The sequence below is a fragment of the Myroides sp. A21 genome (assembly GCF_000807225.1).
GTDB classification, from domain to species: Bacteria; Bacteroidota; Bacteroidia; order Flavobacteriales; family Flavobacteriaceae; genus Flavobacterium; species Flavobacterium odoratimimum.
Genome location: NZ_CP010327.1, coordinates 721,830 through 743,049, shown reverse-complemented (window position 1 = coordinate 743,049; position 21,220 = coordinate 721,830). Strand labels below are relative to the sequence as shown.

General features: G+C 34.4%; 20 protein-coding genes. 17 read left to right on the top strand and 3 right to left on the bottom strand.

The window, feature by feature from the left end; all coding sequences use genetic code 11:
- The first annotated feature begins 2 nt into the window (after positions 1 to 2).
- Together MYRA21_RS03510 and MYRA21_RS03505 are read left to right on the top strand one after the other, a co-directional pair.
- On the top strand, positions 3 to 1,691 hold the full coding sequence (locus MYRA21_RS03510; protein ID WP_039328565.1) for a SusD/RagB family nutrient-binding outer membrane lipoprotein: 1,689 nt from the start codon (positions 3 to 5) through the stop codon (positions 1,689 to 1,691).
- Positions 1,692 to 1,784: 93 nt separating this feature from the next.
- The gene (locus MYRA21_RS03505; RefSeq protein WP_039328564.1) at positions 1,785 to 3,767 is read left to right on the top strand and encodes a putative porin; all 1,983 of its coding nucleotides are present in this window, start codon (positions 1,785 to 1,787) and stop codon (positions 3,765 to 3,767) included.
- A gap of 53 nt (positions 3,768 to 3,820) precedes the next feature.
- Here the strand turns inward: MYRA21_RS03505 and MYRA21_RS03500 are convergent, their stop codons facing one another.
- A complete protein-coding gene (locus MYRA21_RS03500; protein WP_039328562.1) occupies positions 3,821 to 5,506 on the bottom strand; it encodes a PNGase F N-terminal domain-containing protein in 1,686 nt (561 codons plus the stop codon).
- 78 nt (positions 5,507 to 5,584) lie between these two features.
- Between MYRA21_RS03500 and MYRA21_RS03495 the strand changes: the two genes are divergently transcribed.
- The 4 genes from MYRA21_RS03495 (at position 5,585) to MYRA21_RS03480 (ending at position 9,272) form a co-directional block, all read left to right on the top strand.
- Positions 5,585 to 6,868 (top strand): DUF2851 family protein, encoded by a 1,284-nt coding sequence (locus MYRA21_RS03495; RefSeq protein ID WP_006259614.1) that lies wholly within the window; start codon positions 5,585 to 5,587, stop codon positions 6,866 to 6,868.
- 68 nt (positions 6,869 to 6,936) lie between these two features.
- On the top strand, positions 6,937 to 7,158 hold the full coding sequence (locus MYRA21_RS03490; RefSeq protein WP_006259613.1) for a hypothetical protein: 222 nt from the start codon (positions 6,937 to 6,939) through the stop codon (positions 7,156 to 7,158).
- Between the two features lie 63 nt (positions 7,159 to 7,221).
- Complete coding sequence (locus tag MYRA21_RS03485; protein WP_006259612.1) at positions 7,222 to 8,118, top strand: ComEA family DNA-binding protein; 897 nt, start codon at positions 7,222 to 7,224, stop codon at positions 8,116 to 8,118.
- An 11-nt stretch (positions 8,119 to 8,129) separates the two neighbouring features.
- Complete coding sequence (locus tag MYRA21_RS03480) at positions 8,130 to 9,272, top strand: acyl-CoA dehydrogenase family protein (protein WP_006259611.1); 1,143 nt, start codon at positions 8,130 to 8,132, stop codon at positions 9,270 to 9,272.
- 30 nt (positions 9,273 to 9,302) lie between these two features.
- On the opposite strand, the gene MYRA21_RS03475 is transcribed toward MYRA21_RS03480, so the two are convergent.
- Positions 9,303 to 10,481: a cation:dicarboxylate symporter family transporter gene (locus tag MYRA21_RS03475; RefSeq protein WP_039330387.1), complete on the bottom strand. Its 1,179-nt coding sequence runs from the start codon at positions 10,479 to 10,481 to the stop codon at positions 9,303 to 9,305.
- A 49-nt stretch (positions 10,482 to 10,530) separates the two neighbouring features.
- A complete protein-coding gene (locus MYRA21_RS03470; protein ID WP_039328560.1) occupies positions 10,531 to 11,685 on the bottom strand; it encodes a dicarboxylate/amino acid:cation symporter in 1,155 nt (384 codons plus the stop codon).
- Positions 11,686 to 12,152: 467 nt separating this feature from the next.
- Here MYRA21_RS03470 and MYRA21_RS03465 point away from each other — a divergent pair, with 467 nt between their 5' ends.
- The 11 genes from MYRA21_RS03465 to MYRA21_RS03415 all read left to right on the top strand — a co-directional run bounded on the left by MYRA21_RS03465 (position 12,153) and on the right by MYRA21_RS03415 (position 21,212).
- Entirely contained in the window at positions 12,153 to 12,653 is a 501-nt protein-coding gene (locus MYRA21_RS03465; protein ID WP_039328558.1) for a GNAT family N-acetyltransferase, read from the top strand.
- A 46-nt stretch (positions 12,654 to 12,699) separates the two neighbouring features.
- Complete coding sequence (locus MYRA21_RS03460; RefSeq protein ID WP_039328556.1) at positions 12,700 to 13,152, top strand: hypothetical protein; 453 nt, start codon at positions 12,700 to 12,702, stop codon at positions 13,150 to 13,152.
- A complete protein-coding gene (locus MYRA21_RS03455) occupies positions 13,149 to 13,544 on the top strand; it encodes a hypothetical protein (protein ID WP_006266909.1) in 396 nt (131 codons plus the stop codon). Before MYRA21_RS03460 ends, MYRA21_RS03455 begins: the two co-directional genes overlap by 4 nt.
- A gap of 542 nt (positions 13,545 to 14,086) precedes the next feature.
- Positions 14,087 to 16,219: a TonB-dependent receptor gene (locus MYRA21_RS03450; protein WP_039328554.1), complete on the top strand. Its 2,133-nt coding sequence runs from the start codon at positions 14,087 to 14,089 to the stop codon at positions 16,217 to 16,219.
- A 96-nt stretch (positions 16,220 to 16,315) separates the two neighbouring features.
- Entirely contained in the window at positions 16,316 to 16,936 is a 621-nt protein-coding gene (locus tag MYRA21_RS03445; protein ID WP_039328552.1) for a tetratricopeptide repeat protein, read from the top strand.
- 45 nt (positions 16,937 to 16,981) lie between these two features.
- Positions 16,982 to 18,064 (top strand): sensor histidine kinase, encoded by a 1,083-nt coding sequence (locus MYRA21_RS03440; protein ID WP_235280035.1) that lies wholly within the window; start codon positions 16,982 to 16,984, stop codon positions 18,062 to 18,064.
- Positions 18,064 to 18,807: a LytTR family DNA-binding domain-containing protein gene (locus tag MYRA21_RS03435; RefSeq protein WP_006259602.1), complete on the top strand. Its 744-nt coding sequence runs from the start codon at positions 18,064 to 18,066 to the stop codon at positions 18,805 to 18,807. Before MYRA21_RS03440 ends, MYRA21_RS03435 begins: the two co-directional genes overlap by 1 nt.
- A gap of 74 nt (positions 18,808 to 18,881) precedes the next feature.
- Positions 18,882 to 19,337, top strand: a complete 456-nt coding sequence (locus MYRA21_RS03430; protein ID WP_006259601.1) for a hypothetical protein — start codon at positions 18,882 to 18,884, stop codon at positions 19,335 to 19,337.
- A gap of 9 nt (positions 19,338 to 19,346) precedes the next feature.
- Positions 19,347 to 19,715 (top strand): hypothetical protein, encoded by a 369-nt coding sequence (locus MYRA21_RS03425; protein WP_230456765.1) that lies wholly within the window; start codon positions 19,347 to 19,349, stop codon positions 19,713 to 19,715.
- Between the two features lie 333 nt (positions 19,716 to 20,048).
- Positions 20,049 to 20,243, top strand: coding sequence for a 30S ribosomal protein S21 (gene rpsU / locus MYRA21_RS03420; RefSeq protein ID WP_006259599.1), 195 nt, complete (start codon positions 20,049 to 20,051; stop codon positions 20,241 to 20,243).
- Positions 20,244 to 20,309: 66 nt separating this feature from the next.
- Positions 20,310 to 21,212 (top strand): tyrosine-type recombinase/integrase, encoded by a 903-nt coding sequence (locus tag MYRA21_RS03415; protein ID WP_039328549.1) that lies wholly within the window; start codon positions 20,310 to 20,312, stop codon positions 21,210 to 21,212.
- Positions 21,213 to 21,220: the final 8 nt, after the last annotated feature.

Genomic DNA, 21,220 nt, shown 5'->3' with positions numbered 1-21,220 from the left:
TCATGAAAAAGTATATATATAAAATGTCTTTATTAGCTTGTTTTATGGCTTTCGTAAGTTGTGATAAAGATTTAGAGACAATTAATGAAAACCCTAATTTACCTAAAGAAGTTCGTACTAATGGGTTGTTTAATGGCGCTAATAAGGATTTAATGACTAAAACTCGTGGAGGTTTCCCTTCTGGACGTATGGCATTACCTTGGGTACAGTATTCGGCTCAACGTAATTATACAGCAGAAGATAGACACCAGTTTCGAGTAGGTGTTAATAATAGTTTATATAGAGACATATATTTAGCTGTTAAGAATTATAAAGAAATTATAGATATTGTTGATGATCCTAAGAATGCAGCAAGAGTAGCTACTTATGGAGACCCTGCTAATCAAAAAGCAGCAGCACGTATTATGATTGCTTATGCTCAATTGCAAGCTGTAGATATGTATGGTGATGTTCCATATTATTCTTATAGTACTGAGGATGATGATTTTCAAGGAATGACTTTAACACAAGAGGGGGAAATAGCAACTCCAAAGTTTGCGCCACAAGAAAAGATTTATAAAGATTTGATGAAGCAACTTAAAGAGGCTGCAGATGAAATTAATATGAATGCAAGTAATGTGTTTAATTCTGGAGATTTCTTATTTGGTTCTCCTTTAAAACTGAAAAAGTTTGCTAATTCTTTGCGTTTAAAGATTGCTAATAGAGTTAAAGGTGTAATTCCTGAGGCTAATGCTCATTTAGATGAGTTAAAAGCTAATTTAGACTTTTTAATGCAATCTAATAACGATAATGTAGCTCAAAAGTTCCAAAATGATAAGGTTAATCCTGCGCCATTTTATAGAGCTGGTTTTATCGATAAACGTAATGACTTTTCGCCTACTAATATTTTTGTTGAAATGTTAAAAGGAGAGAGTAAAGTAGCTCATAAGAATCCTTTTGATGGAATTGTTGATCCTCGTTTATATAGAATGGTAGCTCCAACAACTCAATTATTAGATGTTAAGAAAGAAGATGGTACTATTGTTAAGGAAGAAGTAGCAGTTGATTTTCTAAATAATAGTGTTTCTGTTCCTAGTATCGAATTAGGAAATTATATTGATAGAGATGGAGAGAATGGTCTAAAGTTTTATCAAGGAATGCCTATTGGAATTCAAGATGAATTAGCAGGAGGACAGGCTGACTATGCATCACAGTTTAGTGCTGAAGTTTATAAAGCAGACTATGAAGAAGTTTTAATGGAATATGCTGAAGTAGCTTTTATACTTGCTGAATTAGGTATAGATACTGAGAATAATTATAAAAACGGTATTAAAGCTTCTATGGAAAGATGGAAAGTAAATGCTAGTGCAATCAATGATTATCTTTCTAAAGTAGGATCGTCTTCTTTAGAAAAGATAATGACTCAGAAATATATTGCGTTGTATATGCAACCTTATGAAGCATGGGCAGAATACCGTAGAACGAAGTTTCCTAAGAACTTATTATTACCTGGGCAGAGTCACGATTTGATAGTGCCAGAAAAGGAAGTAACTTCTTATGTATTTGAATCATTAAAAGGATTAAATGATTTACCAGAACGTTTAGAATATCCAACAGACATGAATCTTGTTAATAAAAATAACAAAGATGCTGCTGCTGCTCGAATGGGTGGTGACAAAATGGATACAAAACTTATCTGGGCTAAGAAATAATTAGCTTACTAAGTATAAAATAGAAAGCCATCTTCGGATGGCTTTTTTTATTTAATTCAAAAATAAATTTACCTTTGTCCAAATTATATTTTTATGAGAAAGTACCTAGGTGTTTTTCTATTGTTTTTTTGTTGTGTGACTATTCAGGCACAGTTTCAAACTTTAGATATGCAAGGAAGTTATAGACCTGATGGAGACCAAGATAAAAAAGAGAAGAAAGAAATAGGAAGCCTTAGACAGAAGGTAAAGAAAGACTCTGTGGCACCTATCAGTGACTATAAGATAATCTCGATTAAGAATGACACAATAGCTGTTGATACAGCTCTATCTGTAAAGAAGCATTATGAATTTAATTATTTAAGAAAAGATCCTTTTGGGTTAGTTCAGTTTGCTAATGAAGGTCAGACTTATAACGTATTAAAATATAATTATAAAGCGAATCATGTTTTACCAGGTTTTGGTTTCGAAGCTAAGCAGTTTGCATACCTAAATGTAGAAGATATTAAGTATTTCTCTGCACCTACTCCTTATACTGATTTATACTATAGATCAGTGATGAAACAGGGACAAAACCTTGATGCCTTCATTACTTTAAATACAAGTAAGAACTTAAATTTCTTTGTAGGGTATAAAGGATTGCGTTCTTTAGGAAAGTATATTAATCAACTGTCTTCAACAGGGAATTTTAGAATAGGGTCAAGTTATCAATCTGAGAACAAGAAATATTTGATGAGAGCTCACTTTACAGCTCAAGACATCATGAATAAAGAGAATGGGGGGATACGTGACTTAGATCTTTTCGAAAGTAGTGTTAAACCATATAATAAACGTGAACGTCTTAATGTCTATTACAGAGATGTAGAAACGATGTTGAAAGGAAAGCGTTTATACTTAAATCATCAATATCAGTTAAACAATTCTTTTAAAAATGGTATTTTATTAACTCATGAGTTTACTTATGAAGATAAGTTCTTTGAGTATACACAAGCAGATATTAATAGCCAGTTTACAGATAAGACACACTTTGGAGATGCATTTAAAAGTAGTATTGATAATAAGACTAGATATTACAATGTATTTAATAGAGTAGGGGCTGCTTACCAGTCAGATGTAGCAGGACGATTTGAAGGGTTTGTTGATTTTTATAAGTATAGATATCATTATAAAAGTATTGCTCATGTGGGAGGTGGTCTAATACCAGATCAACTAGAGAAGAATATAACAATGCTAGGTGGTAGATATATTTATCATAAGGAGAATTGGAAAGCAAATGTTTTAGCCAGTACATCTCTAGGGAATGACGAAACAAGAAATTTCGAAGCTAATTTAGATTATAAATATTCAGAAGATATTGCATTTCAATTAGGCTATCAAAACCTAAATAGAATGGGGAATTTAAACTATTATTTATATCAGAGTGATTATGTTAACTACAATTGGTATAATGAGTTTAAGAACGAAAAGATTAATCAATTCGACGCTTCTGTGACTACACCATGGGTAAAGCTGTCAGGAACATATTCAGTGTTAAAAGATAAACTATATTTTTCAAATGATGCTACTGAGTTTGATAAGTTTGGTATTCCACAACAAGTGTTAGTTACCCCTAAACAATATGGTGGTACGATTAACTACTTATCTATTCAAGCCGAGAAAGACTTTAGATTTGGTAAGTTTGGTTTAGATAATACATTCTTGTATCAAAAGGTAGATCAAAAAGATAATATCTTAAATGTACCAGAGTTTGTGACACGTAATACTTTATATTTTACAGATGCATTCTTTGATAAGGCTTTAAAGTTCCAGACAGGTATCACCTTGAGTTATTTTACGAAGTACTATGGAAATGATTACAATCCATTGATAGGAGACTTTTTTGTACAAGATAAAGTTGAAATAGGGAATTACCCAGTATTAGATTTCTTTATTAATATGAAGATTAGAACAGCTAGAATATATATTATGTTGGAGCATTTTAACTCTAGTATGACAGGATACAAATATTATTCAGCACCTAATAATCCATATAAGGACTTTACCTTGAGATTTGGGATAACATGGAACTTCTTTACATAAGAATTTAGAATAAAAAAAAGCGCAGTTTTACAAAAAGTAAAACTGCGCTTTTTTTATTCTCCAAAGAGAACACCAGACACATTCCAATAACTAAAGCTATTACCTTCTCTTCTTCCTTGAGGTATTTTGACTTCTAAGGTATGTGTACCTTTCTTTATATCTCCTAGAGGAACCCAAATAGGTGGCGTGATAGCACCAGGGCACCAGTTAGAACGGCTAAGATCAGATGAGGATAACCCTGTCTCAAAATTACCAGAAGCAGGATTATACTCTCTATAAGAGCCACAGTCTTGTCTCCATGGAAAGTAGTCTAACACTTTATCAGTATCTAGAGTGATTGTATTAAGTTTAGGATTAAATTCATCTCCATTCTCCCATCCGCCATGTCCTGTTGTGATATACCTTAATCTAGCATTTTTAATATCAGTAGTTGTCGTAAAGGTTATTTTTAAACCTGTAGGTGAAGCGAACATAATAGGATAGTTCTGACCTGCCATCTCCATTAGATTAGTAGTGTTAAAGATAGGCATCATCGTTGTCGTTTTATTAGCATTGCTTAGTCCGTCAGGATGGATAGTGATATCAGCACTTATTTTATGACCATCTTTATCATAATTGCCTATATATACCCCTACATACCATTCACTATTGCTTAATAAAGGTTGAAACTCAGAAATCTCTTGTCTATAATACACCTTCTCTTGCCATTTATAATCTAGTACATCGATATGATTAAAGCCTTTGACACCAAATGGAGTGAAGAAGCGCATTAACTCTATCGGAGGAGTATAGTTTTGTGTAGCGATAACACCTTGGAATTTCTCTGACGAATCCTGATTCTGATAGATAGGGAGTACCTCTATACCTTGTTCTAAAGCATCCATAAAAGAAATTTCGTGATAGTGCGGTATCAAGAACACACTACCTGTTCTATCATAAGCATCGCCATTAGATTGTTCTGTTAAGTTGACGAATATTTGATCAGTAGGTTTTATAGCAGGTATTTTTACTTTAGTAACGATAACTGTCCCTTTAGCGAAGCGCATTAGATTTGGCTTATTAATAATAGAGTCAGAGAAATTGATCAAGTCATCTTCGAATAGCTTAATTGTAGTGAATCTGCTTTTCCATAGTTCAGTTTTATAAGTTTTAGTATCTACCTCATGACTATCTTCTAGTTGTATATAGTCTTGTATATTCAGTTTTAAATCTTTGTTTATTTTATTAGCTATCGTTTTGTATGTACCATTGCGATCTATCTCTAACACTACCCCTAGATTAGCTCCTAATGACATAGGACTTCCTTTCGCTTTTAGATCGTTAGTGTACCATAAGGTGATTTTATTAGAATTAATTGTTATAGTCGCTTTATTGCATTTATAGCCTAATATTGTTTTGGTCTCTTTATGATGTGTGAAGGATTGGTTGGTGTTTGGAAGTACCATCTTTATTTTATTCTTCTTTGTTAGATGGGCTACACTGTATTGAATATTGTTTTTATAGTCGATATAAGTTTGTTCATAAGGATATTTTTCTAGCCCTATATCGAGTTGCTTTTTCTTAGCGATAAAAGCATTATCCTCATTTGCTATCAGAATTATAGGGTCTTCTACATTGATTATTTTATTGTTGGAGTAAGTATAGTATTCTATAAGCATATTTTGGTTAGGTTTTTGTGCGTATATAATACTAGAAGACAAGGTCATAGTAAGACAAGTGAGGTAGAATAATATTCTCATGATTGTAGTTAGTGTGATTATAGTTTTTTATAAAAATAGAGAAAACGAATTGAATATAATCAATAAGAGAATACTTTTATGAAAGAAGCTTTTCTACATTATGTTTGGGCAAATCAGTTGTTCAATTCTAAAGACTTATATACAACATCTAATGAATCTCTCAATATACTTTCTACAGGGACTTTTACAGGTCTAGATGGGCCTGACTTTTTTAATGCAAGAATATGCATTGCTGATCAGGAATGGGCGGGAAATGTAGAGATACATATTAAGGCTTCTGACTGGTATGCACATCATCACGAGCGAGATCAACGTTATGATAGTGTGATACTACACGTAGTTTGGGAATATGATATTCCAGTTTTTAGATTAGATGGCAGTGAGATATCTGTTTTCGTTTTGAAGAACTATGTAGATCAACAAGTATTAGAGAAATGTACTCAACTCTTTTTGCGCAAGAATCACTTAAACTGTGAAGATAGCATAGGAGCAGTTGACCCATGTATCTGGACCTTCTGGAAAGAGAAGTTGTTTCTGGAACGGTTGATAGAAAAAACCAAACCAATGGAACAATTGCTTTTAGAAACAAATAATCATTGGGAACATGTATTCTTTTGTTTTCTAGCTAAGAGCTTTGGTTTGAACGCGAATGGCGAAGCATTCTATGATGCAGTAAGACATCTACCTATAGTGTCTATTTATAAACAATCCCAATCCTTGTTACAAATAGAAGCCCTATTGTTTGGAGTAACAGGTCTGTTAGAAGAAGAGTATGAGCTAGAGGATGACTACGTAAAAGACATAAAAAGAGAATGGATCTTCTTAAGACATAAATATACTATTTCAGTATCATCCCCATCTCCTATACGATTCTTTCAGCTTAGACCACCTAATTTTCCTACTATTAGATTAGCACAGCTGAGTAGTTGGTTATATCACCAGCAGATCCCTGTTGTAAAGATACTGACAACAACAGATTTAGATTATTTCTATCAATTATTTGATATAAAAGTGAGTTCATATTGGGAGACACATTATGTATTTAATAAAGTAAGTAAGAAACAGGCTAAGAAGCTGACTAAAGACTTTATTGATTTAGTAATTATCAATGTCATTTTACCGATGCAGATTATTTATCAGAAGTCGATATCGCATGAAGATTACGATATTAGTGATATTATAACACTAGCCGAAAGCATAAAAGCGGAGAAGAACAGTATCGTCAGTTTATTCTCTAGTTATAATATAACAGCGATTAATGCTGTAGATAGCCAAGCTCTAGTTCATCTAAAGAAGAAGTATTGTGATAGTAATCGATGTATAGAGTGTGCTGTAGGGAAAGAATTTCTCAAAAAAAGTTAATCATACACCATAGTTCACTTCGCTGTGATGGATATTGTTTATCTTTGTCTAGTTAATATGATATAGGTATGGTTACTAGTTTAAGACACTATTTCGAGAAAAGAGGATTCAGAGTATCTAGCCGTCTAGGGGATAGATTAGGGATGCGCGCTACTAGTGTGCGTCTGTTCTTTATCTATTTATCATTCTTTACCTTAGGACTAGCTTTTGCTTTATATCTTACTTTAGCTTTTTTAGCTCGTATTAAAGACTTAATCTATACAAAGAGAACATCAGTGTTCGACCTATAAATCTCTTTGAATACTGTATGTGAGTTAGATAGTAATCTTGTAATTTTCCTGTAAAAAGAGGAGATGTTATCTAACTACAGAAAAAGATTTTACTACTACACGAAGTCACAGAAGCGAGGCCTTTTCTTTTTAGTGCTCCTTGTGATTGCCATTCAGCTTTATATCTATTATCCTAGGTCATCCGATCTGCAAATAGTTGAGCAGTATTCCACTCTTTTTAACGATGAGTATCAGAAGCAGATTAGTCTATTAGATAGTATTAATACTATTGCCATAGCTAAGCGAGATACGATCTATCCTTTTAACCCCAACTTTATTACAGATTATCGAGGCTTTGTTTTAGGAATGTCTACAGCGGAGATAGATCGGTTATTATTATTCCGAAAGGAGAATAGGTATGTCAATTCTGCTAAAGAATTTCAACAAGTTACTCAAGTATCAGACGAATGGTTGAAAACCTATAGTACTTATTTTAAGTTCCCAGATTGGGTGAATAACCCTAAGGTTAAACGAGAATATGTTGAGTATAGTAAGCCTAAAGTAGATGTCCCTATAGTAGCAATATGTATAAATAGTGCAACTTTAGAAGACTTACAGAAAGTCAGAGGAATAGGCCCGTATTATGCCGATAAGATTATGAAAGAAAGGGAGAAGTACGGTGGTTTTGTGTCCATACAGCAGTTAAAGTTTGTGTATGGGCTTTCTGAAGAAGTTGTAAATGAATTATATAGACATTTTAAAGTGATGAATGCACCAACTGTTACAACTTTAAATATCAATGAAGCCTCTATAAATCAATTGAAAGAATTACCCTATATGAATTATTATATCGCAAGAGAAGTAGTTAAGCACAGGAGTATGAATGGAGATTTTGTTAATAAAGAAGGATTACTACAAATTGAGAAATTCCCTATTGACAAAATTGATATAATTAGTTTATATTTGAGATTTACGAATTAAAACTATCAACCATGAATTTTGAATACAATGAAACTCAAGCAATGATTGCTCAATCTATAAGAGACTTTGCAGAACAACATATTCGCCCACATATTATGGAATGGGACGAAGCTCAAATCTTTCCTGTAGATTTATTTAAAAAACTAGGAGAGATGGGATATATGGGAGTTTTAGTTCCTGAAGAGTACGGAGGATCTGGACTAGGTTACCACGAATATATCACTATCGTAGAAGAAATTTCTAAAGTTGACTCATCTATTGGTTTATCAGTAGCAGCACATAACTCATTATGTACTAATCATATTTTATCATTTGCGAATGAAGAACAAAAGAAAAGATGGTTACCTAAGCTAGCGACAGCAGAGTGGATCGGTGCATGGGGATTGACAGAGCACAACACTGGATCTGATGCAGGAGGTATGAGTACTACAGCTGTGAAAGATGGTGATCACTGGATCTTAAATGGAGCGAAGAACTTTATCACTCATGCTATCTCGGGTAACGTTGCAGTTGTTATCGTTCGTACAGGAGAGAAAGGTGATTCTCACGGGATGACAGCTTTCGTAGTAGAGAAGGGTACACCAGGATTCTCTAGTGGTAAGAAAGAAAATAAATTAGGAATGCGTGCATCTGAGACTGCAGAACTTATCTTTGATAATTGTCGTGTACCTGATGCTAACCGTTTAGGAGAAGTAGGAGAAGGGTTCATTCAAGCGATGAAAGTATTAGATGGAGGGCGTATCTCTATTGGTGCATTATCATTAGGCATTGCTAAAGGAGCTTATGAAGCAGCATTGAAATACTCAAAAGAAAGAGTTCAATTCGGAAAACCAATTAGCCAATTCCAAGCTATCGGTTTTAAATTAGCGGATATGGCTACAGAGATTGAGTGTTCTGAGTTATTATTACACAAAGCAGCTTTCTTAAAGAACAATAACAAACCAATGACTAAGATCGGAGCGATGGCGAAGATGTATGCGTCTGAAGTATGTGTGAAAGTATCTACAGAAGCGATCCAAATCCATGGAGGATATGGATATACTAAGGACTTCCCAGTAGAGAAGTTCTTCCGTGATTCGAAGTTGTGTACTATCGGAGAAGGAACTACAGAGATTCAGAAATTAGTTATCTCTCGTAACATTTTAAAAGACTAATCAGATTAGGCGATATATAAGAAAGGGAAGCTACTGAGCTTCCCTTTTTTGTTGTCGTTCATGAAAGGCTGTTGCCATAAGACTTAATGCGCCATCACCCACTATATTACACGCAGTACCAAAACTGTCTTGTAGTGCGAATATGGTTAATACTAATGCTATCCCTGTATCATCGAAGCCCAGCATAGAGGTTATTAATCCTAAGGATGCCATTAGCGCTCCCCCAGGTACACCAGGTGCTCCTAGAGCGAATACACCTAGTAAAAGCACAAAGAGAATCAATGTGCTAACATCAGGTAAATGCCCATAAAGGACTAAGGATACTGTCATCACAAAGAAGGTCTCTGTAACCATAGCACCACATAAGTGTACGTTAGAAAAGAACGGAATAGTGAAGTTCGTAATCTCCGGCTTTAGTACCTTGCTCTTATGTGCTGATTGTAGTGCTACACCTAAGCTAGCCGCTGAAGACATCGTTCCTAGCGCAGTTAGATAGGTTGATCCATAATGTCTGAGTACTTCCCACGGATTCTTTTTAGCGTACAGACCTGCAATCGTGTATAAGATGGCGATCCATATGATATGAGCTAAGATCACGATGATAATCACGATTAAGAATATAGGTAATTGGGACTGTATGCTACCTACATAACTAAGCAAAGCAAAATTACATGCAATGTATAAAGGCAATAAAGGCACTAGTACTCTATTGACTAATAATAACACAATCTCTTTAAAATGATCGAAAGCTATCTCTAATGGTTTAGACTGTGTCCATAGTATACCTAAACCTATCATTAGTGCAAGTACTAAGGAAGTCATCACATCGAATATAGGTGGAATGTCTAGTTTAAAAAGCATCTCAGGTAATGCTCTTCCCGTAGCAGCAGTAGAGGGGATATCTAGCCAAGGTAATATAGTGTATCCTAATGAACCACTGAATAGTCCTGCTCCGACACTCGATATATAGGCTATAGCTAGGGAGAACCCTATAATAACAGAAGACTTCTGGTCTAGCTTAGCGATAGACGATACGATAAATCCTAAGATGATTAAAGGAACTAAAAATAAGATTAGTTGTCCTAAAATATGTTTCGTTGATAAGATGACTTGAAGTAGAATATCATTTAGATAAGGTCCTACTAATAGACCGATGATTACTCCTGATATTAATCTAACGATAGTATTGTTTACTAATTTCTTTAGCATAGCGTAGAAGGTATAAAAAAGGGAAAGCACAGGCCTTCCCTCATTATCTTTATTTATCACTGTATTTTGTTACCATAAGGCTAAGTGCTCCATCTCCTGTAATATTACATGCAGTACCGAAGCTATCTTGTAATGCAAATATCGTTAAGGTTAATGCGATACCAGCATCGTCAAAACCTAGTACCGAAGCGATGATACCTAATGAGGCCATTACAGTACCTCCAGGTACACCAGGTGCTCCGATAGCGAAGATACCTAGCAGTAGTACGAATAAGATCATCGTACCGAGTGTAGGTAATGTACCATATAACACTTGAGATACAGTCATCACGAAGAATACTTCTGTCAATACTGATCCACATAAGTGTATATTAGAGAAGAACGGAATAGTAAAGTTCGTTATCTCAGGTTTTAGCACTTTACTTTTGTGTGCAGATTGAAGAGCCATTCCTAGAGAAGCTGCTGAAGACATCGTCCCTACAGCTGTTAGATAAGCAGAAGGATAATGTTTAATAACTTCCCATGGATTCTTACCAGAGTATATCCCAGCTATCGTATATAACACACCTAACCAAATGAAGTGTGCCACTATCACGATAAGAATCACAGTTAAGAACACAGGTAGCTGTGACTGTATAGACCCTTCATAACTAAGTAATGCAAAGTTTGCCATAATATAGAATGGCAATACTGGTACTAATACCCTATTCACTAATAACAATACGATATCTTTAAAAGAATCAAATGCGCGCTCTAGCGGTTTAGACTCTGTCCATAGAATACCGATACCGATCATTAAGGCAAGTGTCAGAGAAGTCATCACTCCAAAAACTGGTGGTATATCTAACTTAAACAACATTTCAGGAAGCTCCTTAAGAGTCTCTACATTGTTCTCTATCTGTAAGTGAGGGATAATGTTAAACCCTAGTGTACTACTAAAGAACCCTGCTCCGATACTAGATAAGTAAGCAATAATAATAGAGAAACCGATTATACCAGTCTGTCCCTTGTCTAGTTTAGCGATAGAAGACACTACGAATCCTAGAATGATCAGCGGTACTAAGAACAGAATGATCTGACCTAGTATATGTCTCGTTGATAAAATGATTTGTAGTAAGCTGTCTGTAAGATATGGTCCTATGACTAGACCAACTATCACCCCTAGTAAAAGTTTTACTATAGTATTACTAAAGAATTTCTTCATATTCTGATACCTGTATTTTTGATTAAAGTACTAAATTATTCAAAGCAAAGATATTTATAAACCTTGTTTTTTATTAGTCATTTTCAGAATATACCATATATATGGTAGTGGAGGTGAGGAGTTGTGATATAGGATATTAGTAATGATATGTTTTTGTAGATATAGTTTGGTTCGGAGACAGACTTAGTGTCGTTCGGAAAAGGGGGCTTTATCCTAGTAAAAACCGAGGTTTTTCCGAACAACTTCCGAACAAACTGCTTAATAAAGCGTAACCAATTTCTTGTAAGCCTTGTCAATAAAGAGTTGATAAGGATTATCGTTTTCTCATAAATATCTATTTTAACCAAATCAGATCATTTTCTCCAAAGTAGGTCAACTGTAAAATGAATAGGATGTTTATAAGGAGTTTATGAATTGTTACTTCATTAAATATTCGTAATATTAACATAGTAGAAATATGACTAGGTATGAAGAGCGTTTTAGAAACAGATCGATTAGTATTAAGAGAATTAACTACTGCAGATGCAGCGCACTTTTATCAGCTAAACCTTAACCCTAATGTGATGCGCTATACAGGGGATGATGCTTTTGACAGTGTGGATGATGCGCATACTTTCTTAGCTAATTATAGTGATTATGAGAGAAACGGATATGGACGATGGGCAGTCATCCGAAAAGAGGATAATGTGTTCTTAGGATGGTGTGGACTAAAGTACAATGCTGATATAGATAGGACAGATATAGGCTTTCGCTTCTATGAGGAGTATTGGAATATGGAGTATGCTACAGAGAGCGCAAAGGCGTGTTTAGAATATGGATTTACAGCCTTAGGGCTACACCGTATTATCGGTAGAGCGATGAAAGAGAATATTGCATCAATCAAAGTATTAGAGAAGATAGGACTAGTCTATGAGAACGATTTTGACTTCGATGGGCATATAGGCGTGTTGTATGTAATAACACGGTAGAGATACAATACTTTATGTCTAAATAGTATAAAAAAATAGAACTGAAATGGATAAAGAAATAAAAGAATATACAAAGCAAGAATTAGGGATATCAGCTATGTCTATTGGCCAATTAAAACGGATAAGAGTATTAGCAAAAGCGTTATTAATCTTGATTTTATCACAGGTATTGTTAGTAATACTATTTGATCTTTTTTTAAGTGATACACTTCAACCTTTAATGAGTCAATTTTTCCTTATCATAATAGCGGGTTTTATAGATGGTAAATTGTTTGGTTTAGGATTGAGTTTCTTATTAGCCTTCTTAATATTTGTGTATATATGTTATCTTCTATATAGATTTAGTACATCTTTAAAAATAGCTTTAGAGATGAAGAACAGTAATAAATTAGAATATAGTTTAGGTAATCTTAGTAGGATAACTATACTTATCACTAGTTCTGTTTTAGTAGGTATTATTACTGCATTTATAATTTTTTTCTCAGTTATTAAGTCATGAATAATCAAGTAAATCAACATAGTGAAGATAGCAATCAAAAGTTAGTACTAACAGAACAATCACTACTTTACTTAAAACGTATTAGTAAGTGGGTTATACCTTTAATTGTTGTATGTGGAGTCATTAGTTTAGTCAGTTTTTTTGAACTATTTGTGAGGTTATCAAAACAAGAATATCTGCCTGTTTTAATGAATCTGTTAAGTTTTGTATTAAGTAGTTATTCATGTATGCATTTGTTCTTTTTAAGTAGACGAATCAGAAAGACCATTATTCATAATTCTGAAGAATTTTTAGAAGAAACTTTCAGTACTATTCGAAAGTTATTGTTTGTTATCTGTTTATTCTTTGTAATTAATTTAGTTATGACAGTCATTATAGGGTTCGTAAGATAGAGAAGTTTGTGAATGACTTTTACTTTGATGGTCATATAGGCGTGTTGTATGTAATAGCACGGTAGAAACATAATACTTTGTGTCTAACATAATACAGTCTTAATATTGATTCTTGTTTGATGTAAGGTACTAATGAATTGTTTCTCATAAGCTTTTTTAAAAAGGATAAGCTCTATCTGTCTAGTTTGTCATTCCGACGAAGGAGGAATCTCATATTATAAGACTTGTAGTATATAGTTATTAAATGTTATGTTTTAAACCTACTCCATTCAATATAGCATTCTTTATCTGAGTTAGTATATGAAAACGGTTAATAGTTAAAAGCTATTAACCGTTTTTTTATGGTTATAAGTCAGCAAGAATAAATAAACATCTCAAGATACCTAGCTCTAGTTTATCCACATTACTAAAACTGTGAACCGATAACAGTAAACCGTTAATCAATCTCCCATTCGCGCAGTAAATACTTCCATTCACGCACTCGTTTTTTTAGAAGTTGTGTTGTCAGATTACGTTTGTGATAGAATTAATCAAGAAGAAAGATGAGAACACTATTATGTTTGTTATTAACCATGTGTTTAGGTGCTGTGCAGGCACAACAGATTAAATTATCGGGTACAGTGGTGAACGATAAGAATAAACCAATCGAGAATGTGAATGTGTACCTTGAAGATAGCTTTGAAGGAGCATTGACTGATGTGAAAGGGTATTTTAGTTTTATAGTTACAGATACAGTAGTGAGTGGCGTACTGAGGTTAATGCACCCACAGTATGGAAATCTAGATGTAGAGATTAATACAAAGGAGAATTATAATGAATATTTTGTGTTAAGTGGGCAAGATGAGGTGATGGGAGAAATACTTATTACTACGAATAGTAAGAATAAGAGAGAACGCGCAGAGAGTATAGTATTAAATGCGATGGATGTAGTGAGTACTGCGGGTAGCCCTGGTAATATTATGGGAGTCCTAAGTACGATGCCAGGAGCACAGACCAATGGAGAAGATGGGAGACTACTGATACGTGGAGGTAGAGCAGAGGAGAGTGGTATATTCGTCAATGGTGTAAGGGTGTTTCAACCTTATACCTCTTCTGTGGGGAATGTACCTGTGCGTTCTAAGTTTAATCCATTTCTGTTTAAGGGGATGTCTTTCTCAGCAGGAGGATATAGCGCAGAGTTTGGAGATGCGTTATCAGGAGTATTACAGTTAGATACATCAGATGAGATAGATCCGTCACGTAGAGATTACTCTATCTCTACTGTAGGAGGGAGCTTCGCGCAGACACATCAATGGGGCAAGAACTCGCTGTCATATAGTCTAAACTATCTAAACTTAGGAGTCTATACTGCAGTGGTAAAACAGCGATATAATACTAAAAAACCTTTCTCTACAGCTTCTGTAGAGATGATGTATAAGCGCGAGATTAAGGACGGAGGATATAAACTATACACTGCTGTAGACCTCTCTACCATTAAGTATGAGCAAGAGATACAACCAAGTAATCGAGTAGATACACTAGGCTTTAAGTCGAGTAATGTGTATATGAATAGTGTGTTCTTTAAGAAGCTTACTCCTTATATGAGACTTGATATTGGTACGGGATTAGGGTATATGGATTATACAGGAGATAGCAATGATTTGAGTGTAAAGAAGATTAGTTGGGATGTGAATCAGAAGGTGAAGTTGTCTTATCAGTGGAATGGGCAGTTTCAGTCTTTTGTTGGGGTAGATGTACAGGCTTCTAAGTTAGATTTGACGAGAAGTAAAGGAAGTAGAGCGGAAGACTTAGGTACGGATGCGAATAGATGGGTATTGTTTTTTGAGAACAATTGGAAGATAACATCAGACTTGTCATTGAGAGCTGGTTTGAGAACGAGTAAGTATTCAGAGATAGAAGATTGGACAGTGGAGCCACGAGCGATGCTGACGTATCAGATGACACCTAAGCATCAGATGTCTTTCTCTTATGGGGTGTTTAATCAAGCGATGAACTTAGAACAGTCATTAGCAGTGAAACAAGAAGACTGGATGCAGGCTAATCATTATATACTGAACTATACTTATGAGTTTAGAAAACGTCTATTGAGAGCAGAGATGTTCTATAAAGACTATAGCAAGTTGTTATTAACTCCACTGGGTATGCCAAATGAGTATGCTCAGTTAGGAGAGGGCTATGCAAAGGGATTTGACTTGTTTTGGAAAGATAATATCACGATTAAGAATTTTAGCTATTGGGTAACCTATACTTACATTGACTCTCAACGTAAAGAGATGTATTGGAACGAATGGATACAGCCGTCTTATGTAGTGAAGCACAATTTTTCTGTGGTGACGAAGTATTGGATAGAGCAATGGAAGTCTCAGGTGAGTATGACGTATAACTACAGTAGTCCACGTCACTTCCACGATATGAATACAATTAATAAAGCTACTTATGAGAGTAGCCCGATACACAATGTAAGCATGAGTTGGGCTTATCTATTCAGCGGGCAAAAGATAGTGTACTTATCAGTAGATAATTTGTTGGGTAGAAACCCTGTATATGCTTATCAGTTTAATCAGCGAGGGGGACAACCTGATATCACGAATGCCTCTGCGAAACGATTTATATATGTAGGGTTTATGTGGACAATAAGTGCTGATAAGAAGAAAAACCAATTAGAGAATTTGTAAAACAACTTAAACATTAGAAACAACAGTTCGCGCAGTTTCTTTTTTAAAGATTTGATAGTCAGTGTAGATTTGTTGTATAATTAAATAATTAGAAAGATGAAAAAGTTATTGATTTTATTATTCGGTGTATTTAGTGTAGTGAGTTTCGGACAATCTAAATACGAGGTAGGAATGCAAAAAGCGATGCAACAATGGCAAAGTGGGCAATCGAAAGAAGCAGTGGCTATACTAGACCGCATAGCGATGTCTGATAAGGAGAATTGGGTACCAGTGTACTACAAGGTGTTTATAAGTATCACAGGAGGATTTAGTAATCCGAAGGCTGATAATATAGAAGATATCGTAGCAGCTAATCGCGTACTAATAGACCAATGGTTAGACAAGGGAGGAAGTGAGTGGTATGTATTAAAAGGAATGAATGAGACACTAGAGTTAATTACTGATCCGATGAATAAGGGGATGGTACAGACTCCGATTATTAATAAAGCGTATGATAAGGCGATAGAGTTAGATCCTACTAATCCGAGAGCGGTGTACTCTGTGGCAAGTTTTCAGATTAATAGCGCTAAGTTTATGAAGGTAGATATGGGGTATTACTGTAAGATGCTAGAGAAGTCGATAGAACTATTCGATAAACAGAAGAGTGATGTGCCATTCTATCCATCATGGGGGAAAGATTGGGCATTAAAAACACAAGAATTGTGTAAAGGGAAATAATTGTTACTGTCTTTGTTGTAATTTAGATTTTTATACATGAGAACTATGGTTATTAATTGGCGTCGACATATTCTATTAGCTACCAGCTTTGGATTGATTTTAAGTTTAATGATATCTTACTATTCTTTTCAAGATAAAGGGATGAGTTTTTTTGAGTTGTTTGGCAATGCTCGTTTTCAAAAATCTACATTCTCTTCATTTGTATTATCAGTACTGATCTATCTGTCTAATTTTATTACAAGCACTTTAGTTTGTTGGGGGATAGAGAGGCATGAAAAAAAGATAAAAGGACAGTTAAGTAAGAAGGTTAGTAATATAGCGTTCTTTATAAATGGTATCATTACTTCTGTTACTGCCTATTATCTGTTCTTAGCTATAATGCTCAATATCTTTTATGGTTTATCGTTTAAAGACTTTTACAATGGAGATCATATGCGCTTTGGTAACTTTTTAGCCATTGTGTTGATTAGTGTATTTGTTTTACTTGTTGTATTCATATTTGCTTACAACGATCAATTAAGGTTGTTAGAGTTGAAGAATAAGGAAATAGAGATAGAGTTACAGAAGAGTCAGATAGAGAGTATGAAAGAGCAGTTATCACCACACTTCTTGTTTAACAATATGAATGTGTTAATAAGTACAATACAAGAAGATCCAGTTAAGGCAGAGCAGTTCGCTCGCTCATTCTCTAAGATTTATAGGTATGTATTAGAAAGATTAGACAATACATCATGTGCTCTATCTGATGAGGTAGCTTTTATAAAAGACTATGTATATCTACTCAATGTGCGTTATGATAATGCTATTGATTTCAGAGTTAGTGATGAGGTGATGCACTATAGCGATATACAAGTACCTACGTTATGTCTACAGATTTTGATAGAGAATGTAGTAAAGCACAATATAATTCCTTCTGATGGAAAAATTAGTGTGATACTTACTGTAGAAGATAATGGTTTAGTGCTGTGGAATGAAAGATGTGCGAAGCCTAAACAAGTAGATTCAACAGGATTAGGACTTCAGAATTTGTCTAAGCGAAGTCTGTTGTTGTTTAAACAAGATATTGTGATAAAAGATTTAGAAGATAGTTTTAGCGTTAGAATACCTTTAGTTAGAAAAGACAGCTGATGAAAATAGTAATTATAGAAGACGAGAAGCCTGCAGCAAGGCTGTTAAGTAGAGAATTAGAAAAACTTGGGTTAGAAGTACAGCATACGCTGTATTCTGTAAGTGAGGCTATCCCTTGGTTTGTGCAACATGAGCACCCAGACTTGATATTTGCTGATATACAGTTAGCGGATGGGCTGTCATTAGAGATATTCGAACAAGTAGAGATTAAGAGTGCTATCATCTTTGTCACAAGTTTTGATCACTATGCGATTAAGGCATTTAAACTAAACAGCATTGATTATCTACTAAAGCCAATAGAGCCAACAGAACTATTAGGTGCTATTAATAAATACAAGTCACAACAACGCAGTACAACACAGACCGTAGAAAACCTTAGGCAAAGTATAGGTGGGAATAGTTATGCAAAACGGCTGATGATAAAAGTGGGGATGCAGATAAAGATGGTGTTGGTAGATGAGGTGGTGTGTTTTTATAGAGAGGATAGAGGAGTGTATGTCTCTACAGTAGAAGGAAAGACTCATCTGCTAGAAGAAGGCTCTATAGAAGCAGCTATTAAAATGGTCAACCCAGAGAAGTTCTTTCGAGTGAATAGGTCTCAAGTAGTGTGTATCGATTATATAGAACAGATCGTACAACTGTCTACTGCTCGATTAAAACTAACGATGAGGAATTATACAGATGAGGTGATTGTGAGTAGAGAAAGAGTGAGTGAATTTAAGAGCTGGTTAGCGGAGAATTAGTAAGAAGTAAAAAGGATAATAGTAGTCCTAGATTTATTTAGTAATTTGGTGAGGATAAATAATACCTATTATTAATGAATGAAGGTTACGAACAAATCACAGAGAGTAATATAAAAGTACTTACTTCTATGCATAGTGGTTTAGGACTATTAGGAACTTATATGAATCGGGTAAGTTATGTGACGATGTTACTTTCTTTAGGAGGAGTAGGGTATACATTATACTATATGAAGTATAAGGTAAAACCCCCAATGTTTGATAACCCAGCGTTAGATGATCGACTAATGACAGAAGATACCTGTTTAATATTAGCAGGGGGTTGTGTGATTTTCTTTTTGATTAATGTACACCTGATGAATAGTAGTAAGAAATTGAGAAAAGCTGTGGATGTGAATAATGTGGAGTTATTAGAGAGTGGATTAATGAGCGTGAGCTGGAGTATGAGGATTATGGGGATATTTATTATGCTGTTAGTATCCTCTTTTATCGGCTGGATTGCTTATTCATTAGTGATAATTGATTTACCTTAATTTGTTTGAATGATGACAAAAGAATTTGTGTTTACTCAAAAGATACAGTCATATTTGAGAAGTATTGGTAGATGGGGAGCGTTTATAGCTGTGTGTAATTTGATGTTAAGTGTCTTATTAGTGATTATGTTTGGGATAGCATATTCAGATAAGATGATAGTCGTTTTCACTTTAGCTATTTTGTTTTTTCTTCAATTAGTTTCTGTAATAGGAATGTTAAACTATAGTATAGGCTTAAAGTCAGCCATTAGAAATCATGATAGAGAAGGGCTAGAGTATGCAATAGAAGGGATTAAAGGTTATTTTAAATATCTGTTCTTCACACTGTGTTTAGCATTTTTAGCTTTAGGAATAGGTTTGCTTTTAGTAGGATGGTAAGTGTATAGAAGTTAGCTGTTTGGTCAGCTGTTTTATGTACTAATACCTTAGTAGATAGTATAGGAAACAATGTGATCTTAAGTATTCGTATAGAATTTTTGAAATTGTTGTTTTTGGGAGGGAAACCTCAAAGAGTGGGTAATAATTAGGTAAGAGGTTCTAAGAATGTTCACACTCGTTTCTATGGCTGTTAGTTTTCTATCTTTATTTCTTAGATAAACGATAAGTATTTGTCTTTAAGTATATGTTTTTAAAAAAAAAGTTGTTTTTTTATTGTGATGAATAAAAAAAGTTTTACTTTTGCACCACTAATGAGAGGAGGTGTATGAAAACATGTTAATCATTCCAATTAAAGACGGAGAAAATATCGATAGAGCACTTAAGCGCTATAAAAGAAAATTTGACAGAACAGGAACTTTACGTCAGTTAAGATCTCGTCAGGCATTCTTAAAACCGTCTGTACTTAAAAGAGACAAAATGCAAAAAGCTGCATACGTTCAACACTTGAAAGATTCAGTAGAAATCTAATAAGTATTGAATATTAAAAAATAACCGTTGTAATAAAGTATTAACTTTGTTGCAACGGTTTTTTTTATGTTTGAAAATTTAGAAAAGTTTATTGAGTATATACAGAAAGAAAGAAAGTATTCTGACAAGACGGTTTTAGCTTATCAGAACGATATTGGAGATTATGTGTCTTTCTTAGAGCTGCTGTCATTAGATTATCTAAAGGCGGGATATGATGGTGTGCGTCTCTGGATAGTAAAGTTATCTGAAGAGGGACTGACTAATCGGTCTATAAATAGAAAGACTAGTGCGCTGAGTTCTTTTTATAAATTCTTGTTGAAGATAGGGGAGGTAGAGACTAATCCGCTTTACTTACATCGATCTTTAAAAGTGGAAAAAAAGTTGCAATTGCCTTTTTCTATAAAGGAGATTGATACAGTACGTACGATGTTTGAAGGTAAGGAGGATTTTAATTCTCTGAGAGATTTGCTGATTGTGGAGATGTTGTATTGTCTTGGGCTTCGTAGAGCAGAGTTGGTTGCTTTAGATGTGGATGATATAGATTTTTATTTGCATCAAGTGCGTATTTTAGGAAAGGGGTCAAAACAGCGCATCGTACCATTATTAGGTAGTGTAGAAGTGTTATTGAAAAAATATCTTGAATCAAGAAGTTTAGTCTTGAGTTCTGTGGTGGGTATTAAGGGACTTTTGGTAACAGAATCTGGTAAGAAAGTTGATGAAATGTTTGTTTATCGAGTAATAAATTCATACTTTAGTAATGCAACAACGAAGGAGAAGAAAAGCCCTCATATGTTGCGTCACTCTTTTGCTACGCACCTTTTAGAAGGAGGAGCAGATATTAATTCAATTAAAGAATTAATGGGGCATGAAAGCTTATCAACAACACAAGGATATGCGCAGATTAATCTAAGTGAGTTGAAGAAAGTGTATCAAAGTTCGCATCCAAGAGGGAAGAATAAAGAAAAATAACCTTTTAA

Coding starts and splice junctions, on each gene's coding strand:
- MYRA21_RS03510 (WP_039328565.1), top strand. CDS start 3: ATGAAAAAGTATATATATAAAATGTCTTTATTAGCTTGTTTTATGGCT.
- MYRA21_RS03505 (WP_039328564.1), top strand. CDS start 1,785: ATGAGAAAGTACCTAGGTGTTTTTCTATTGTTTTTTTGTTGTGTGACT.
- MYRA21_RS03500 (WP_039328562.1), bottom strand. CDS start 5,506: ATGAGAATATTATTCTACCTCACTTGTCTTACTATGACCTTGTCTTCT.
- MYRA21_RS03495 (WP_006259614.1), top strand. CDS start 5,585: ATGAAAGAAGCTTTTCTACATTATGTTTGGGCAAATCAGTTGTTCAAT.
- MYRA21_RS03490 (WP_006259613.1), top strand. CDS start 6,937: ATGGTTACTAGTTTAAGACACTATTTCGAGAAAAGAGGATTCAGAGTA.
- MYRA21_RS03485 (WP_006259612.1), top strand. CDS start 7,222: ATGTTATCTAACTACAGAAAAAGATTTTACTACTACACGAAGTCACAG.
- MYRA21_RS03480 (WP_006259611.1), top strand. CDS start 8,130: ATGAATTTTGAATACAATGAAACTCAAGCAATGATTGCTCAATCTATA.
- MYRA21_RS03475 (WP_039330387.1), bottom strand. CDS start 10,481: ATGCTAAAGAAATTAGTAAACAATACTATCGTTAGATTAATATCAGGA.
- MYRA21_RS03470 (WP_039328560.1), bottom strand. CDS start 11,685: ATGAAGAAATTCTTTAGTAATACTATAGTAAAACTTTTACTAGGGGTG.
- MYRA21_RS03465 (WP_039328558.1), top strand. CDS start 12,153: ATGAAGAGCGTTTTAGAAACAGATCGATTAGTATTAAGAGAATTAACT.
- MYRA21_RS03460 (WP_039328556.1), top strand. CDS start 12,700: ATGGATAAAGAAATAAAAGAATATACAAAGCAAGAATTAGGGATATCA.
- MYRA21_RS03455 (WP_006266909.1), top strand. CDS start 13,149: ATGAATAATCAAGTAAATCAACATAGTGAAGATAGCAATCAAAAGTTA.
- MYRA21_RS03450 (WP_039328554.1), top strand. CDS start 14,087: ATGAGAACACTATTATGTTTGTTATTAACCATGTGTTTAGGTGCTGTG.
- MYRA21_RS03445 (WP_039328552.1), top strand. CDS start 16,316: ATGAAAAAGTTATTGATTTTATTATTCGGTGTATTTAGTGTAGTGAGT.
- MYRA21_RS03440 (WP_235280035.1), top strand. CDS start 16,982: ATGGTTATTAATTGGCGTCGACATATTCTATTAGCTACCAGCTTTGGA.
- MYRA21_RS03435 (WP_006259602.1), top strand. CDS start 18,064: ATGAAAATAGTAATTATAGAAGACGAGAAGCCTGCAGCAAGGCTGTTA.
- MYRA21_RS03430 (WP_006259601.1), top strand. CDS start 18,882: ATGAATGAAGGTTACGAACAAATCACAGAGAGTAATATAAAAGTACTT.
- MYRA21_RS03425 (WP_230456765.1), top strand. CDS start 19,347: ATGATGACAAAAGAATTTGTGTTTACTCAAAAGATACAGTCATATTTG.
- rpsU (WP_006259599.1), top strand. CDS start 20,049: ATGTTAATCATTCCAATTAAAGACGGAGAAAATATCGATAGAGCACTT.
- MYRA21_RS03415 (WP_039328549.1), top strand. CDS start 20,310: ATGTTTGAAAATTTAGAAAAGTTTATTGAGTATATACAGAAAGAAAGA.